Origin of the sequence: Salinigranum salinum (assembly GCF_009176545.1) — an archaeon.
GTDB classification, from domain to species: domain Archaea; phylum Halobacteriota; class Halobacteria; order Halobacteriales; family Haloferacaceae; genus Salinigranum; species Salinigranum salinum.
In genome coordinates this window covers 1,487,223-1,502,931 of sequence record NZ_VTOJ01000002.1, presented here as the reverse complement: position 1 = coordinate 1,502,931, position 15,709 = coordinate 1,487,223, and the positions used below count along the sequence as shown (strand labels likewise).

Sequence of the window (15,709 nt, the reverse complement as noted above, 5' to 3'; positions counted from 1 at the left end):
ATCCTCTGACGTTCGCGCGGGACAGAATTCGACTGTCCAGAAAATCGCAGTTAGTATCGACGATGGAGGTGCCGGAAGTTCTTCCGAAACAATCAACATCGACACGACCGGTCTTGGTTCCGACACCACGACCGCAGTGAGTGCCAAGTCCTCTGACACGAGTTCGTGGACCGTTGACTCCGCATCACAGGCAAGCGGTTCAAACGTTAGTGTCGGTGTCACTGGTACCGGCTCGGCGACGATCTACGTCTACGTGACGCACGATCTCGGTACTCAGACTCCGACCTCCGGTGGCGCGCTGACGGCTACTGCCGACGCTGACGGTACCCACGTTGGTACGGTTGCTTCCGGCAGTGATACGTTCGACGCCATCGACGGCGAGGTCTCGCCGCACGTCGTGCAGGGCCCGAACGGTCGGGTCTTCCTCGGTGACGACGACATCGACATCTCGGCGATCGCCGGCCTCCCCACGTCGGGCAGCACGACGCTGTTCGGCACGAGCGGGAACGCCGACGGTGGCCAGGCCGACGTCGATGACGTCGAGAGCGTCGACATCTCCGACGCGAACAACTTCGAGACCGGCGCGTACAACGCCTCGGACTCGGACGGCAGCTCCGTGCTCTCGGTCGTCGAACCCCGCGTGACGGATCTCACGATCTACAGCGGCACCACGACCGACACGGACATCACGGACGGCTCGGTCACGTCCGACACCAACAACATCCTCATCGAGGGTGAGTGGAACTTCGACAGCGCCGAGCGCGTCGAAGTCACCATCGAAGACGAGGACGGCCTCGAAGTGCAGGGCCAGCTCAGCCCCGCCGGTGGCGACCTCGCGATCAACAACTCCGGTGGTACGGTGCAGCTCTCCGGTGTCGAGGACCTCGACACGGGCGAGTACACGGTGACGCTCGAAGGCGAGGAGGACCTCGACAGTGCCTCCCGCAGCGCGACGTTCACCATCCGCGACGAGGACCAGACGGTCTCGCTGAGCTCGTCGACCGTCACGCAGGGTGACGACGTCGTCGCCACGGTCACGGGCACGCCCGGCCAGTGGGGCGTCGTGAAGATCGACGCCGAGGACATCGACCCCGACGACCCGACGACCGATGCTGCCGAGTCGATCTTCCCGGCAGCCGGTGACCTCGAGTTCGCCGACGGCACCGCCAGCCTCTCCGGTGGCTCCTCGGGCACCATCGACGACGAGTGGGTCTTCGCCGTGGTCGACCTCGACGACGCGGGTGAAGCGCAGGTCCGCATCGAGACCGACAACCTCTCGGACGGCACGCTCGACGTCGAGTTCAACGAACTCGACACGACGAGCGAGCCCGCCGCCAACAGCGAGGTCGTCGCGGACGGCCTCAACGCGAGCGCCGACGACTCGGCCGAGCTGACGGTCGAGGAGCGGAGCATCAACATCACGTCCGCCCCGAGCGTCGTCCGGATCGGTGAGGAGTTCACCATCGAGGGCACCGCGCCCGAATCGGACGACGTGAAGGCGTACGCCCGCATCGACGACGACTGGGAGCCGCTGTTCGACGAGGACGGTGACCTCTCCGAGGACGACGTCGACAGCAACGGCGAGTGGTCGGTGGACATCGACTCGGGCAACGAGCTCGACCTCCCCGACAACTACCGCATCGCGATCGTCGCCGACCCGGTCGAGGACTCGACCGGCACGAACCTCATCGGTGAGAGCACCACGGTCGACTCGGACGACTACGGCGAGTTCGACACGAAGGCCTCGACGTCCGTCCGGACGGTCGCCGGTGACCTGACCGCCCAGCTGTCGTCGGAGACGGTCGCCTCCGGCGAAGGTGACGAGATCACCGTGTCGGGCACGGCGCTCGGCCAGGGTGACGACGTCCGCATCTACGTCATCGGCCCACGCGGTGACCTCTACGACACCAGCGGTGAAGTCTCCGACAGCGCCTCGTTCTCGGACATCGAGTACGAGATCGAGAACAACGAGTTCTCCGAGGACTTCGACGGCATCTTCGACACGCGTGGTCAGTACACGTTCATCGTGGTCGGCGAGGGCCGTGACGGCCAGTTCGCCGACAACAACGACGACGTCACTGACGGTAGCGGCATCATCAGTGACGGCCGGACGCCCCAGCAGGCGCTCGACATCATCCGTGACGAGCACTCGGGTGCCGGCTCGGACGACCAGGTCGTCGAGCTGACGCTTGCGGCGGAGAACCCGCGGCTGACGATCGACGACTTCACCACCGACGGGCAGGTCGCCCAGGGTGAGGTCACGATCACGGGTACCTCGAACCGCGAGGACGGCACGACCGTCTTCGTCGAGGTGCTCGGCGAGAACGAGAACGTGATCGCGTCGACGGAGACCGAAGTCAACGGCTCGACCAGCTCGTGGGAGACCACCATCGACATGTCGGATGTCGAGACGGGTACCTACACGCTGCGCGCCGATGACGACGCCTCCTCGGCCGAACTCGAGTTCGAGCTCGTAGAGGAGATCAGCACGCCGACGGAGACGGACACGCCGACGGAGACGCCGACGGAGACGCCGACGGCAACCGCGACGCCCGAACCCGAGACGGACACTCCGACGGAAGAACCCGAGACGGACACGGCCACGCCGACGACGTCGCAGCAGACGCCCGGCTTCGGTGTGATCGTCGCGCTGGTTGCGCTGCTCGCCGCGGCGCTGCTGGCGTACCGTCGCGACTAAGTAACCACGACTGACCGGCGGAACCGGTCACTCGGTGCGGTTTTCATTTTTCGGCGCGACCCGACTCCACGAGTGGTGACACCGTCGTCCGACGTCTCTCCGGCTCACGGGTTGCCCGTCCGACACTCGTCTCCTCCCCGATCCACGTGCGTCGTGTTCTCGACGGATTCGTCGTGGAGGATCGCCCCGATTCCGTACCACTTATACAATCGCAGTTGTCCTATCTCAATTGATGTTGTCTACGCCCTCGCTGCTCGCGGATGCCCGTCTCGTTCGCTGTCGACGGACCGACGCCCAGGCCCGGTCGTCGGTGAGACGATGAACGGGCGAATCGGCGTCGTCGTCCTCGTGATCGCAGTCGTCGTGGCTGCCACCTCGATGCCGGCTGCTGGCGCGGCGACAGGGATCGAAGACTCCGCGATCGCTCCCGGGACAGTCCCCACTGGCGAGTCGACGGCCCTCTCGTTCACGACGGCCGTCACCGGCGTCGACGCGACCGACGGGACGACCGGTGGGACGGTCACGTTCGCGGTGGCCGACGGGGTCGACCTCTCGGGGGCGACCGTCACGCGGGTCGCGGTCGCGCCCAACGCTAGCGACGACGCAGCGAGCGTCGACGCCGACGCCGGGACTGTCACCGTCGCCTGGGACGACGACGGTGGAGTCACGGGTGAGACGCTCTCGATCCGTGTCGACGTCGCTGGCGTGGTCGTCGAACGGACCGGCGAGACGTCCGTCTCGGCGCGCGTCGACGCCGACGCCACGGGTGGATCGGATCTGACGGCGACCGTCGGGACCGTCACGGCGAGGGCGACGGCGAGCGACCGGAGCGTCGGCGGCGACCGGGCGACGCTCTATCTCGGCGAGCGGGCTGTCGACGTGACCGGCGTCGGTGGAGCCAGTCCTGCCGGAACCGGCCAGCAGTTCTATGGTGTCGCCGGTGAGGCCGAGGGAACGTTCGCGACGGCGGACGACACGCGCTCCGTCGACGTGACTGCGGCGAACGGCTTCGTCACCGGGAGCTACGCGCTCTCGTCGGACACCGAGGAGCCACGGGTGACCGTCAGACGCCCGCGCGTGACCGACATCACGCTGTCGCCCGGCAGCTCGACGTCGGGTGCCGACGTGACCAACGGCTCGGTCCCGCACGACGTCGACCGGCTGACCGCCGCGGTCGCGTTCACCTTCGACGACGCGGAGAACGTCACCCTCTCGGTCGAAGACGAGGACGGCCTCGACGTCACCGACCAGCTCACCGACGCGCCGGTGGTGTCGGCCTCCGACGGGAGCGTGACGCTCGACGTGAGCAGCCTCGACGTCGGGCGGTACGAGGTGACCGCGGAGGGGGCCGACGACCTCGAAACCGCCTCGCGGACGGTCTCGATCCGCATCCGCGACCCGGCACCGGCGATCACGCTCTCGCAGACCCGCCTCACGCGGGGCGACAGCACCGTCGTCTCCGTCGCCGGCAGCCCCGGTGACGTTCGCTACGTCCGCGTCGACGGGTCGGCGCTCCGGGCCGACGCCACCGTCACCGTCCCGACGGCGCGCGCGCTCTTCGACGACACGGAACAGGTGCAGACGATCGGTGCCGACGCCGACGCCGACACCCTCTACGCCGTCGTCTCGCTCGACGACGACGGTCTCGCGAACCTCCGGCTACAGACTGACCGCCTCGCGGCCGACTTGGTCGACGTCGAACTCGCGCCGGAGCTCGACGCTACCGCCGAGGACGACGTCACGCTCGACGTGACGGAGCGGACGCTCTCCGTCGCAACCCCGTCGACGACGGTGGTCGGCGAGACGGTGACCGTCTCGGGGACCGCACCGGAGAGCGACCGAGTGAAACTGTACGCTGCGGTCGGCGAGGCGTACGTCCCGCTGTACGCGGACGCCGACGCGGGCACGCTCGCCGAAGCCGACGTCGGCGGCGACGGTGCGTGGACGACGGACGTCGACACGGGCTCGGTCGTCGACCTGCCCGGGACGTATCGCGTCGTCGCCGTCGCGGATCCCGGCACCGCCCGTCTCGGGTCGACGGCGTCGATAGCCGACGACGCCGTCCGTTCGCTCGATCCCCGCGACTCGACCACACTCACCACCGTCGAGGGGCGGCTCACGCTCGGCGCGTCACGGACGACCATCGCGGCGACCGGCTCCGACGAGTTCTCGCTGTCGGGCGCGGCCGTCGGGGGTGACGACGACCTGCGGCTGTACCACGTCGAGCCACGGGGCAACGTCTCGGCCCGGACGGTCGACGCCTCCGGCGGGGTCGTCGAGACGACGATCGACGGGCTCGAGACGCGAGGCACCCACACCTTCGTCGTCGTCGGTGCCGGCCGCGACGGGACGTACGCGTACGCGGACGGATCGGGCCCGTCCGTCGACGGGCTCGTCTCGGGTCGCGAGACCCGCTCGGCCGCGCTCGCGAAACTCGTCGACGCCTACGCGGGGGCCGGTTCGGACGACCCGATCGTCCGGGTGAACGTGACGGCCGTGGAGCCGACGGTCGGGATCACGACGCCGTCGGGCGACGGGCCGATCACTCCCTCGCGGGTCGATCTCGCGGGCCGATCGGCCAGCGAGGACGGGACGACCGTCTTCGTCGAACTCCTCGGGAGCGACGGGACGGCCGCGCGCTCCACCGAGGCGACGGTGACGAACGGCACCTGGAACGTCACGCTCGACCTCTCTGGCGTGTCGCCGGGCACGTACCGACTGACTGCCGACACGGCCGAGGCGAGCGATTCGGTCGCGGTGGCGGTCGTCTCGCGTACCGCCACGCCGTCGTCCAGGACGCCGACGGCGAGCGAACCGACCACGGGAGACGAGTCGGATCCCGGACGCGACTCGACGCCCAGTGAGGCGTCGACTCCGACGTCCACGTCGACTTCGGCGTCGCCGGCGACCGACGCGGCGACGACGTCGACCCGGTTCCCCGGCTTCGGCCCGGTCGTCGCCGGCTGTGCGCTCGCGCTCGTGGTCGTCGCGCTGTCGAGACGAGCGCGCTGGTCTCGGTAACGCACGGGTGAGACGCGTCAGAGATCCGTGGCTGGGCAGGTGTCGACGCCGCGTTCTCCGACGTGGGTCGGACGGTACCGAGTCGCGCTACTGCAGGGCCTGACCGGTGACGGTCACGTTGCCCTCGTCGGTTTCGACCGTCACCTCGTACTGCCCCGCGGGGCCGACGAGCCAGCTACGGCCGTTGACCGTCCGGTCGACGCGGGTCCCGTCGAGGTAGACCGTCCCGTCGACGGGTTCTCCCGTGATCGCGTCCGTCGCGTACACGCCGATCGGACCGCCACCGAAGCTCTGGTTCACCTGCAGCGTGGTCCCGTTCGACTGCTCTGTCGCCCGTGGACCCGTTGGCATCCGCGTCACCGACTTGTACTGGATCTCGCGGAAGACGTTCTGGGTGCTCCCGTCGACGTAACTCGTCAACTGGCCGTGCGCGTGATCGACGTTGATGCGGTAGAAGCCGTTCTCGAAGTTGGTGTACGTCCGCACCGACGAGGTGTCGCTCGTCCACGCCCAGGGGTAGAGTGTGCCGATGCGATCGATGACCTCGTTCTCGGACTCGAACTGGTCCGTCGAGGCGGTGTCGAGGTTCGCCGGCTCGGTCGCCTCCCGGACGTACGTGTTGTCGCGGATCGTGGCGAGCGCGACCGCCTCGCCGGCGACCGTGACGTGGATCCGGGTCGGCGGTTCCTCGCCGCGGAACACCAGCCCTGCGTGCTCCCTGACCGGGCCGTACAGGGTCGCGAGTTCGACCTGGAGCGACTGGAGCTCGTCGGCGGTGGCCGAGAGGAACTGCACCTGCGCGACCTCGGACTGGAGCAGCGAGACGAGTTCGTTCGCCCGCCGCGCTTCCGTGTCGACAGTCGCGAGCACACGGAGGAGTTCCTCACCCGAGATCTCCCCTCGTTCGTACCGCGAGAGGGCTCGCTGCTCGGCCTGCTGGAGCGCCGCGACCTCCTCGGCGAGCCGTTCGGTCTCCTGTCTGAGCACCTGCCGGCGACGGTCGACGGTCGACGCGCTCCCGAGACGGTTCGTCACGATTCGCTCCTGCAGTTCGATGTTGACGACGCCGCGCGACGCACTGACCACCGGGCCGATGTCGACGGTCGACCGGGCGTATCCGGTCGTCGTTTCACCACTCAGCAGGAGGACGCTCGTGGTGTTCTGTCCCGTGGGGGGCTGGACCTGTGCTACCTGCGCGACCGGGGCAGTCGGCACGCCGTCGGTGTGGGCGACGCCCGCACCGGCGACGAAGGGTGCCGACACCGGGACGCCGGCGACGACGACGAGGAGGGCACAGAGCAGGCGGAGGGACCGATCCATACAGTTCGTACGACGCTATTACGGCGTAAAACTAGTGGTTCGTGAGACGGCACCGTCCCTCGCTCGAGCGTGTTCGAGTGACGGCGGACGTCTCGACCGGTCCCAGCCAGGTCCGCGGTGGACCGTCGGCCAGGAATCACGCGCGACAATCGGCCCACAAAGGACTTAGCCACCGCTCGGGAGCGGGGGCGTATGAACCCGTCTCGCCTCGTCGTCGTGGCAGTCTGTGCCGCGCTCGTCGCGAGTACGCTGGCCGGCGTGACGGCGGTCCCCACCGTGGCCGCCCCCTCGGCGTCCGGCTTCGGGACACCCGACTACGAGGAACAGGCCGGTGACGTCGCCCGATTCGACCTCTCCGTGCCGAACGGTTCGACAGCGACGCTCACGGTCAACGGTCCGGCGTACCACGCCCGCGCCGTCGTGGTCGACGCCGACGCCGACGGTCACGTCGTCGTCCGGCTGAACACGTTTCTGGCTGGCTGGCGAGCGACGGAGAGGCAGGCGTACGAGGCGACCGGCGTCGACCGCGTCGCCGGCGTCGACCGCCTGTCGACGCGGCGGTCGGTGCCGCTCGCCGCGGGTCCGTACGCCCTCCGACTCACTGGCCCGGTCGACGACCGGGCGCGGTTCGAACTCACGGCCGCTACGTTTGACACCGCGGTCCCGTACGTGGTCCCGGCGGACGCACATCCCGCGGACGTCGGTGACATCCGGGCACTCACGACGCCGAACCGGACGGTCGCCGCGGGCGACTGGGCGGTCGTGACGTTCCACGCGAGCGGGCTCGGCGGCGTCGCCCGCGTCGACGACGCGCCGGTCACGAACCTCGTCTACGCGACCGAGAGCGAGCCGGAGGTGGAGTCGACGCACGTCGTCCGGCGCACCCTCGCGGCGAACGGCTCGCCCTCGACGGTGGCCCTCGACTACGACGCGGGCGACGACGGCGTCCCGACCGCGCTGTCCCGCGTCTCGCGAGCGACGATCGAGATCGGGTACGACACCGACGGTGACGGCGTCGTCGACGTCGACCTCGCACCGTCGGTCGCTCACGTCACCGTCCCGCGCTCGGGACGGCTGGTGGTGTCGCTCGCGGACGCGCCGTCGGCCACCGCGGGCGACGACCTCGTCCTCGAACTCCCGGCGACGAACCCCGACGCGACGGGGGTCGATCGCGTTGCGCTCGCCGTCGACGGTCGTCGGACCGTCGGGACCGTCGAGTACGGAGCCGCCGGGAGCGGCGCGCTCGGCAACGGCCTCGACCTCCGCGTGGCCCCCGTCGACGCCGACGGGACCGTTGGCGAGGCACGGACGGTCTCGCCCGCGGTCCACGAGGTGTTCCTCGACGAGCGGGTGGACACGCTCTCGGTCGTCTTCGACACGCGCGCGCTCGCGAGGGACGCTTACGCGGCGACGCTCGCGCTGACGCCCGCGAACCCGACGGTGAGCACCTCCCGAACGCTCACGACGACGTTCTCGGTCGTCGAGCGTCGGCTGTCGTTCGTCCGACCGGGGCCGTCGTTCGTCGCCGACGGCGGGACGGTTTCGGTGGCCGTGGCGTCGACGCTCGCACCCGGCACCGATCTCAGACTCCACGTCACCTCCCGGTCGGAGCCGGACGTCATTCAGGTGTACGTGCTGACCGTCGACGAGACGCGCCGGGCGAGCGTCGACGTCGTCGTCACGGATCGACTGGTCGGCGAGCGACTCCGCCTCGTCCTCCGCGACGACGGCACCGTCGTCGCCGGACCCCGATCCGGTCGCGTCGTGTCGTCCCGTCGTTCTGCAGACAGACAGTATCTTTCGTGACACACAGTGCGTCTCGGTTACAATTAACTCAGTTCCGTATTACAGTAGTATTATATGGGGTGCTCCCATATACGGGAGTGATGCCCGAAATCACCGTCTCAGACAGCCTCTACAGACAGCTCGTCGACGCGTCCGGTGGCGACGAACTCGACGAGACGATGTGGCGGATGGTCCACAAGTACCAGCGCGGCAACAGCCCAGGCGAGTAAGTTTCGCTTCTGTTCCTCTCGATCGTTCGACTGCCGACCGGTCGGAGTGTCCCGTCCGTCCAGACCACCGGGAACCGGCTGACCCATCTACCGGTCCGACGTGTGTCGACGCGTGGATATTTATCGGCCGGTGACGTAGCGTTCTCGTGGCAAAGAAGCCGAAGAACACGAAGAAGGACGACACGAGTCTCGGGAGCCTCTCGGGGCTTCCGGAAGAGCTGGGCATCGACGCCGACCTCGGTCGCGCCCAGCAGCGACTCACCGTGACGCACGACAGCCGACGGTACGGCAAGCCGGTGACCGTCGTCGGCGGGTTCGACCTCGACGTAACGGAGCTCAAACCCGTCGCCTCCGAACTGAAGCGTCGACTCGCCGTCGGCGGGAGCGTCGTCGACGACCGAATCGAACTCCAGGGGCGCCACGACGACAGGCTCCGGCGGGCGCTCGACGACCTCGGCTTCGTCGTCGAAGACTGATCCCGACACGGACGCGGGATTGATACGCTGTGGCGAACTACCAGGGCGCATGAGCCACTCCGCCGGGACGGGACCACTCCGGAAGGCGGTCGAGACCGTGAAAGTGTTCGCCGAGCGCCGGCCGTCGCTGGACGAACTCTGGGCGAGCCGTACCGGCTCGTTCGACCGCCTCCACGCCGTCGTTCCCTCGACGCTCGCCGTCGGTGAACGGGCCACGCTCACGCTCCAGGCGTGGGACGAGTACGAGCGGCTCTTCTCGGGCATCGAGGGACCGGTCTCGGTCGAGTCGACCGATCCCGACGCGACCGTCCCCGCCACGGTCCGGTTCCCCCTCGACCACGACGGCGTCGCACGGCTGGACCTCTCGTTCGGTACCCCTGGTCTCCACTACCTCGTCTTCCACCACGAGGGCGAGCGGTTCGTCTCCAACCCCGTTCGCGTCACCGCCGCGACCCCCGAGCGACGCGTCTACTGGGGTGACCTGCACCTCCACTCGCTCCTGTCGGACGGCACCGGGAGCATCGAGAAGGGGATGCGGTTCGGGCGCGACGTGATGGCGCTCGACGTCGTCGCCTACACCGACCACGACACGATGGGGTTTTTCATCCCGCCGCAACTGCAGCGCCGGCGGATGCACCGGCGGTACTTCGATCGGATGAAGACGGTCACGCAGGAGTTCCACGACCCCGGGGAGTTCGTCACCGTCTTCGGCTACGAGTGGACGAAACAGCCCAACGTGGGCGGCCACATCAACGTCTACTTCGACGGCGTCGACGAGGCGGAGCTGTTCGACTCGCTCGCACGGGAGACGAACACGTACGAGTCGCTCTGGGCCCGCCTGCGGGCGTGGCGCGACGACCACGACGGCGACGTCCTGACGGTCCCGCACCACCCGGCGGAGGCGATGTACCCCTTCGACTTCTCCGCCGTCGAGTACGACGACGACCTCGCGCCGCTCGTCGAGGTGTACTCCCAGTGGGGCTCCAGCGAGCGGCCCGGTGCGGAGGGGAACCGCTTCCCGCTGGCGATGGGGCAAGGGGAGGTGAAGGAGGCCGGCCACTACGCACAGGACGCGCTCCGCCTGGGCTACCGCGTCGGGCTGATCGCCTCGTCGGACTACCACGGCCCCCACCCGGGTCACTCGCTCCTCCACGCCGACCCGCACCTGCCCTCGCTCCGGGAGTGGCTCGACGACGGGATCGGCTGGTCGAACATCTGGCGCGTCTGGAACGAACCGTCGTACCCCGGAGGGTTGCAGGCGTTCTTCGCGCCCGAACTCACCCGCGCGTCGATCTTCGACGCGATGCGCTCGCGGCGCACGTACGGGACGACCCAGCCACACCGGATCCTGGTCGACTTCGCCATCGACGGGGTCGCGGTCGGCGAGCGGGACAGCACGGTCACGGTCGACGATCGCGAGACGCCGCGCGAGGTCGCCGTGTCGGTTGCGGGGACGGCACCCCTCCAGCGCGTCCGCGTGATCAAGAACAACCAGGTCTGGCAGACCGTCGAGGGGACGGCGAACCCCGACGCGCCGATCGACGACTTCACCGCCGAGGCCGCGTGGACCGACGACGACCCCGTCTGCGGGATGCAGTGGGACCACGATCGAGGAACCGACGCGGACGTCTACTACGTCCGGGTGACGCAGGCGTCCCGCCCGGACGACTACCCGGGGATGGCCTGGACCGGGCCGATCTGGGTCGCGGCCGACGCCGAGGACGCGAACGACTGAGCGGTGACTACCGACGTACCATGGTGTCAACTATTTGACTTTCGGTGACGAACGTCTCACCGGGCCTCTCGCGGCGAGCACTGTCGCACGACAGAGGCCGGAAGGAGCGAGGCAAGCCATGATATCAGACGCTACGCGGAACGAACTCGAACAGTCGCTCGGTCAGGTCCCGAGCTTCATCGACGCGCTCGCGGACCCGGCCGTCGACCACAGCTGGGGCATCATGCGGGATTTCCAGCTCGGCGAGACCGTGCTCTCCCGGCGGGAGAAGGCGCTCGTCGGGCTCGGCGCGGCAGCCGCCATTCAGTGCCCGTACTGCATCCACTTCCACAAAGAGGAGTCACGACTGGAGGACGTCACGGACGAGGAACTGACCGAGGCGCTCAACGCCGCGAGCACGGTCCGGTACTTCTCGACGATTCTCCACGGAGCGGAGATCGAACTGGACGACTTCGTCGACGAAACGACGGAGATCGTCGACCACGTCGAAACACAGCGAGCGGCCGGACACTGAACACTCTCTCTGCGACCGGCCCGTTCTCTCGCTCGACCCGTTCTCTTCTGTGTCCTCGGACCCCCGACGGCGACTGTCTCACCGCAGAAACGCAGTCACCCCGGCGCTCTCCGCGACGAGCCAGGCGATGAACACGCCGTACAGACCCAGCAGCAGATACGACTCACGCGTCGTCAACAGCAGCTCCGTCCGGAGGACGGCGAAGAAGGCGACGGAGGCGAACGTCAGGAACGTCATCATCGGGACGACGGTCCCGAGGTCCACTACCACGGAGCCGGCAGCGAGTACCCCCGCCGGCAACGCGACCAGCAGCGCGAAGACGTTCGACCCGAAGACGTTCGCGAGGCTCACCGAGGCGTTGCCGACCCGGGCGGCCGCGACGGAGACGAACGTGTCCGGGATGGACGTCCCCGCCGCGACGACCGTCAGCCCCCAGAGGAACGTCGAGGTGCCGAACAGGTCGCCGAACCCCACGGCGGCGCGGACAAGGAGTTCGGCACCGGCGAGAATGACGACGAGCGATCCGGCGAGGATCGCCCACTGCTTGCCGACGGCGACCGGCCTGCGTCGGGCCGTCCGGCGGTGGTCGACGCTGTCGTGATACTGGATGAAGACGTACAGGCCGTACAGCGACAGCGGGACGAGCGCGAGCAGCCACGTCATCGTCCCGTCGAGCGTCGCGTCGGTTCCTTCCACCGGGTTGTACAGCACCGAGAGGGTAAAGGCGAGGAGCAACACGGCGAGCGAGAGGAGGTAGAACTGTGCCTCCTTGTAGACGAGGTCGCGGTTCGACGCCAGCCGCCCCTCGCCGGCGAGCGCCGACACCGCCGGGATCACGAGGATGTTGTACACCGCCGACCCGATGACTGCGCCGACGCCGAGTTCGAACGCGCCGTACCGGAGCGTCGCGATCACCGTGCTCGACAGCTCCGGGAACGAGGAGCCGACCGCCGCGATGACCGCACCCTGGACGACCGGCGGGAGACCGTAGTGGCCGCCGAGGCGCTCGGACGAGCGGACGAGGTAGTCGCCGCCTTTCCACGCGAGTGCGGAGCCGACGACGGTGAAGAGGATCAACAGCGGGAGGCTCGACACGTGTGGATGGACGAAATCGTGCGACAAAAAGCCCGTCATCCCGGACGCCCACTCGCGGCCGATCCACTCGACCGTCCGACGCCCCGACGGTTCGACGACCGTTGTAGTCTCCGTCCCGTCTTTGTGCCGGGCAGCCGATCGGGCGACCGTGACCCGATTCGCTCTCGTGTTCGTCGTCGCGCTCCTCGCGCTCGCCGGCTGCACTGGCTCTGTCGTCGATCGATCGCCCGCGAGTCCGGGTGCGACGACGGATTCGACGGGAACCACGACCACGACGCCCGACCCGACGACCGCCGCCACGCCGTCGATCTCGAACGAGTCGGCCGGCGAGCGGGCGATCGCGGCCGAGAAGGCCCGAATCCGGAACGCCACAGCCGACTGGACGGGACTCACGGACCTGAGCTTCGGCATTCTGCGGCCCGCCGAGTACGAGATCCGGGAACGAAACACCTCGGGCGTGATCGTCGACGTCACGGTCGGCTACAGCATGTCGTTCGACTGTGGCCTGTCCGCCGACGGCGCCGGCACGCGAGCGCAGTACCTCGTGACGGCCGACGACGTCCGACTCGTCGCGGTCGAACAGGACGTCGGTCAGTCGCCCGGCGAGGACTGTGGGGAGTCACCGACTCCGGGCCACCTCGAACGGCCGCTCTGAGACGGCTTCCGTGGTCGCCGTGAACGACCGACCACGGATCCATCTTCCGGACTCAGAACCACTCCCTGAGGTACGGCTCCGGCGTCGCTCTCGGCAGGAGTGCGTCGAGCCGCGTCACCCCGTCGTCGGTCCCCTCGACGCGACCGAGGGTCGCGAGTGCCGTCGCCGACCGGGCACCGACGGCCACCTGTGAGAGCGCCTCGGCGTCGATCGTGACCGTCTCGACCACCCCGCCCTCGTCTCCGGTCCCGCTCGCATCGATGTCGACTCGACGGCACGTCGTCCGCCCCTCGACGGTCCCGACCTCGAACGCCCCGTCGTTCCAGTCGTGACGCGTGTCGCGCACGTCGAGTACGACGCGTTCGTCGACGGCAGGGGTCGCCAGTCCCGACAGTGCCGTCTCCACGTCGACCACGCGAACCATCGGTCCCGGTTTCACGCGCGTCTCGATCTCGTCGGGGTCCGTGACCCGGTCGAGGAGGGTCGCGTCGCCCGCGAGGAGTCTCACGGTCGCGACCTGCGAGTCGTGGTTGCGGAGGAACGCGAGGAGCTGTCTGACTCCCTCCTCGTCGGTGGCTCCCCAGTAGTCGACGGCGAGCCGGTGTCCGTCGGTCTCGTCGGGCTCTTCGAACCGGTAAGCGAGATACGAGCGGAGCACGCCGGCGTCGTCCTCCCAGCCGTAGACGAATCGTTCGCCGGTCCAGGTGCGGAAGATCCGGAGCCGCCACCAGTCGGCCGACCGCCGGAGCGCGAGCGGTTCGGTCGCACTCTTCTCGTGCAGGACGGAGAGGGCGTCGACGTCGTCGGCGTCGTCGGCCGAGAGCCGACGGACCGTCCCCGCCTCGCTCGGCGTCGCCGCCGGTGCGTCGAGGGCGTCCGGCGGAAACTCGTGGACGACGTAGTCGTTCGTCCGGCCGTAGCCGAACCGCCGGTAGAACGGGTGTGAGAAGGGCCACAGCGCGGCGAACGCGACACCGCGTCGTCGGAGCTCGTCGTGCATCCCGTCGAGGAGGGTCCCGACGTGGCCGCGACGGCGTCGTTCCGGCGGTGACGCGACCGCCGTGACGCCGCCGACCGGTCGCCACGCGCCGCGAACGCGCATCCGGAAGTCGACCAGCCCGCCGCAGACGACGAGAGCGGTCGCGTCGACGGTCGCAGGGTCGGCCGCGGGCGGGCGACCATCGGTCGATTCCGTCGTCGCGGTGGCTGTCGCCTCGTCGGTCGGTCGGTCGTACAGTCCTCGTGGTTCGAACTCGTCCGGCTGTTCGCGCGGCTCGTCGTCCCAGTCGGGACCTCGCTCCGGGGCGAACGCGTACTGGAGGAGTCGGCGGTAGGCCGTCCGGTGGTCGTCGTCGTCGGGGACGACACGGTACGCCAGGGACATGGCCACGGAGAGCACGCCCACGACGAAAGCTCTCCCGACCCGTCGACGAGACCGAGGCATTCAGGTTCGTTCGGCTCCGACCTCGTGTATGGCAGACAGCGTCGACGGCGTGGACAGCGCGGACGACGAGGGGAGCTTCTTCACCCGCGACAAACTCCTCCTGCTCGTCGTCGTCGTGACCGGCATCGTCCTCCCGGGGCTGGCCCGCCGGTTCCTCGGGGAGGCCGGCTACGCCAACGTCGGCACCGTCGTCTTCGTGCTCGGCTACGCCGGCATGATCTTCCTCGTCTGGTACGGCTGGATCCGCCCGCTGGAACTCACCGGCCCGATCGACCGCTGAGTCGACGGCCCCCGTGGAGCGATCGGCTCCGACAGTCGCCTGTTCGCCCCCCGGCTTCGCGTCGACGTGGACCGGCCGGCACCCGTCTGGACCGAAGAACGGAACTTTCATTGCCGATTCGTTCGGACCTGAACGCATGGTTCCGCTCCAGCTCATCGACAGTTTCCTGCTCAACTACAACGTTGGGCAGGCGCTGTTGCTCGTCTTCGTCCTCGGGGCGCTCTCGATCGTGCCGCTGAAGTCGCAGAAACTGCTGTCGCTGCACGTCATCGCCTTCGGCGTCGTCTTCCTCCTGACGCCGCAGGCGCTCGTCCCGACACACTACCTCTTCCTCGGCATCGTGCTCGTGGTCGTCGGCCCCCTCCTGTACGTCACTGCGAACGCCTGAGCGAGCACCCCTCGTTTACCGTCCCCGACGCCCGACCCGTCGCCTCGCTCCCCGACCACGGAACCTCC

At 68.8% G+C, this 15,709-nt stretch carries 13 protein-coding genes; 10 read left to right on the top strand and 3 right to left on the bottom strand.

Going from position 1 to position 15,709, the window contains the following annotated elements; all coding sequences use genetic code 11:
- The first annotated feature begins 253 nt into the window (after positions 1-253).
- Both FZP69_RS18590 and FZP69_RS22750 read left to right on the top strand, forming a co-directional pair.
- Positions 254-2,698, top strand: a complete 2,445-nt coding sequence (locus tag FZP69_RS18590) for a PGF-CTERM sorting domain-containing protein (RefSeq protein WP_204960107.1) — start codon at positions 254-256, stop codon at positions 2,696-2,698.
- 318 nt (positions 2,699-3,016) lie between these two features.
- A complete protein-coding gene (locus FZP69_RS22750; RefSeq protein WP_192918648.1) occupies positions 3,017-5,719 on the top strand; it encodes a hypothetical protein in 2,703 nt (900 codons plus the stop codon).
- Positions 5,720-5,806: 87 nt separating this feature from the next.
- Here FZP69_RS22750 and FZP69_RS18580 read toward each other — a convergent pair whose 3' ends face one another.
- Positions 5,807-7,039: a DUF7094 domain-containing protein gene (locus tag FZP69_RS18580; RefSeq protein WP_152042853.1), complete on the bottom strand. Its 1,233-nt coding sequence runs from the start codon at positions 7,037-7,039 to the stop codon at positions 5,807-5,809.
- A 192-nt stretch (positions 7,040-7,231) separates the two neighbouring features.
- Between FZP69_RS18580 and FZP69_RS18575 the strand changes: the two genes are divergently transcribed.
- The 5 genes from FZP69_RS18575 (at position 7,232) to FZP69_RS18560 (ending at position 11,779) form a co-directional block, all read left to right on the top strand.
- Entirely contained in the window at positions 7,232-8,845 is a 1,614-nt protein-coding gene (locus tag FZP69_RS18575) for a DUF7827 domain-containing protein (RefSeq protein ID WP_152042852.1), read from the top strand.
- An 80-nt stretch (positions 8,846-8,925) separates the two neighbouring features.
- Entirely contained in the window at positions 8,926-9,054 is a 129-nt protein-coding gene (locus FZP69_RS23300; RefSeq protein ID WP_275689378.1) for a hypothetical protein, read from the top strand.
- Positions 9,055-9,200: 146 nt separating this feature from the next.
- Positions 9,201-9,530: a translation initiation factor gene (locus tag FZP69_RS18570; protein WP_152042851.1), complete on the top strand. Its 330-nt coding sequence runs from the start codon at positions 9,201-9,203 to the stop codon at positions 9,528-9,530.
- Positions 9,531-9,579: 49 nt separating this feature from the next.
- Complete coding sequence (locus tag FZP69_RS18565; protein WP_152042850.1) at positions 9,580-11,265, top strand: DUF3604 domain-containing protein; 1,686 nt, start codon at positions 9,580-9,582, stop codon at positions 11,263-11,265.
- 118 nt (positions 11,266-11,383) lie between these two features.
- Entirely contained in the window at positions 11,384-11,779 is a 396-nt protein-coding gene (locus tag FZP69_RS18560) for a carboxymuconolactone decarboxylase family protein (RefSeq protein WP_152042849.1), read from the top strand.
- Positions 11,780-11,857: 78 nt separating this feature from the next.
- On the opposite strand, the gene FZP69_RS18555 is transcribed toward FZP69_RS18560, so the two are convergent.
- The gene (locus FZP69_RS18555; RefSeq protein ID WP_192918647.1) at positions 11,858-12,874 is read right to left on the bottom strand and encodes a sodium:calcium antiporter; all 1,017 of its coding nucleotides are present in this window, start codon (positions 12,872-12,874) and stop codon (positions 11,858-11,860) included.
- 148 nt (positions 12,875-13,022) lie between these two features.
- On the opposite strand from FZP69_RS18555, the gene FZP69_RS22745 reads away from it, so the two are divergent.
- On the top strand, positions 13,023-13,529 hold the full coding sequence (locus FZP69_RS22745) for a hypothetical protein (protein WP_192918646.1): 507 nt from the start codon (positions 13,023-13,025) through the stop codon (positions 13,527-13,529).
- 52 nt (positions 13,530-13,581) lie between these two features.
- Here the strand turns inward: FZP69_RS22745 and FZP69_RS18545 are convergent, their stop codons facing one another.
- Positions 13,582-14,913 carry a GNAT family N-acetyltransferase gene (locus FZP69_RS18545; RefSeq protein WP_192918645.1) on the bottom strand — a complete coding sequence of 444 codons (1,332 nt, stop codon included), beginning with the start codon at positions 14,911-14,913 and terminating at the stop codon, positions 13,582-13,584.
- Between the two features lie 88 nt (positions 14,914-15,001).
- On the opposite strand from FZP69_RS18545, the gene FZP69_RS18540 reads away from it, so the two are divergent.
- Positions 15,002-15,253, top strand: coding sequence for a hypothetical protein (locus tag FZP69_RS18540; protein ID WP_152042846.1), 252 nt, complete (start codon positions 15,002-15,004; stop codon positions 15,251-15,253).
- A 136-nt stretch (positions 15,254-15,389) separates the two neighbouring features.
- Positions 15,390-15,641, top strand: a complete 252-nt coding sequence (locus FZP69_RS18535; protein ID WP_152042845.1) for a hypothetical protein — start codon at positions 15,390-15,392, stop codon at positions 15,639-15,641.
- The last annotated feature ends 68 nt before the right edge of the window (positions 15,642-15,709 follow it).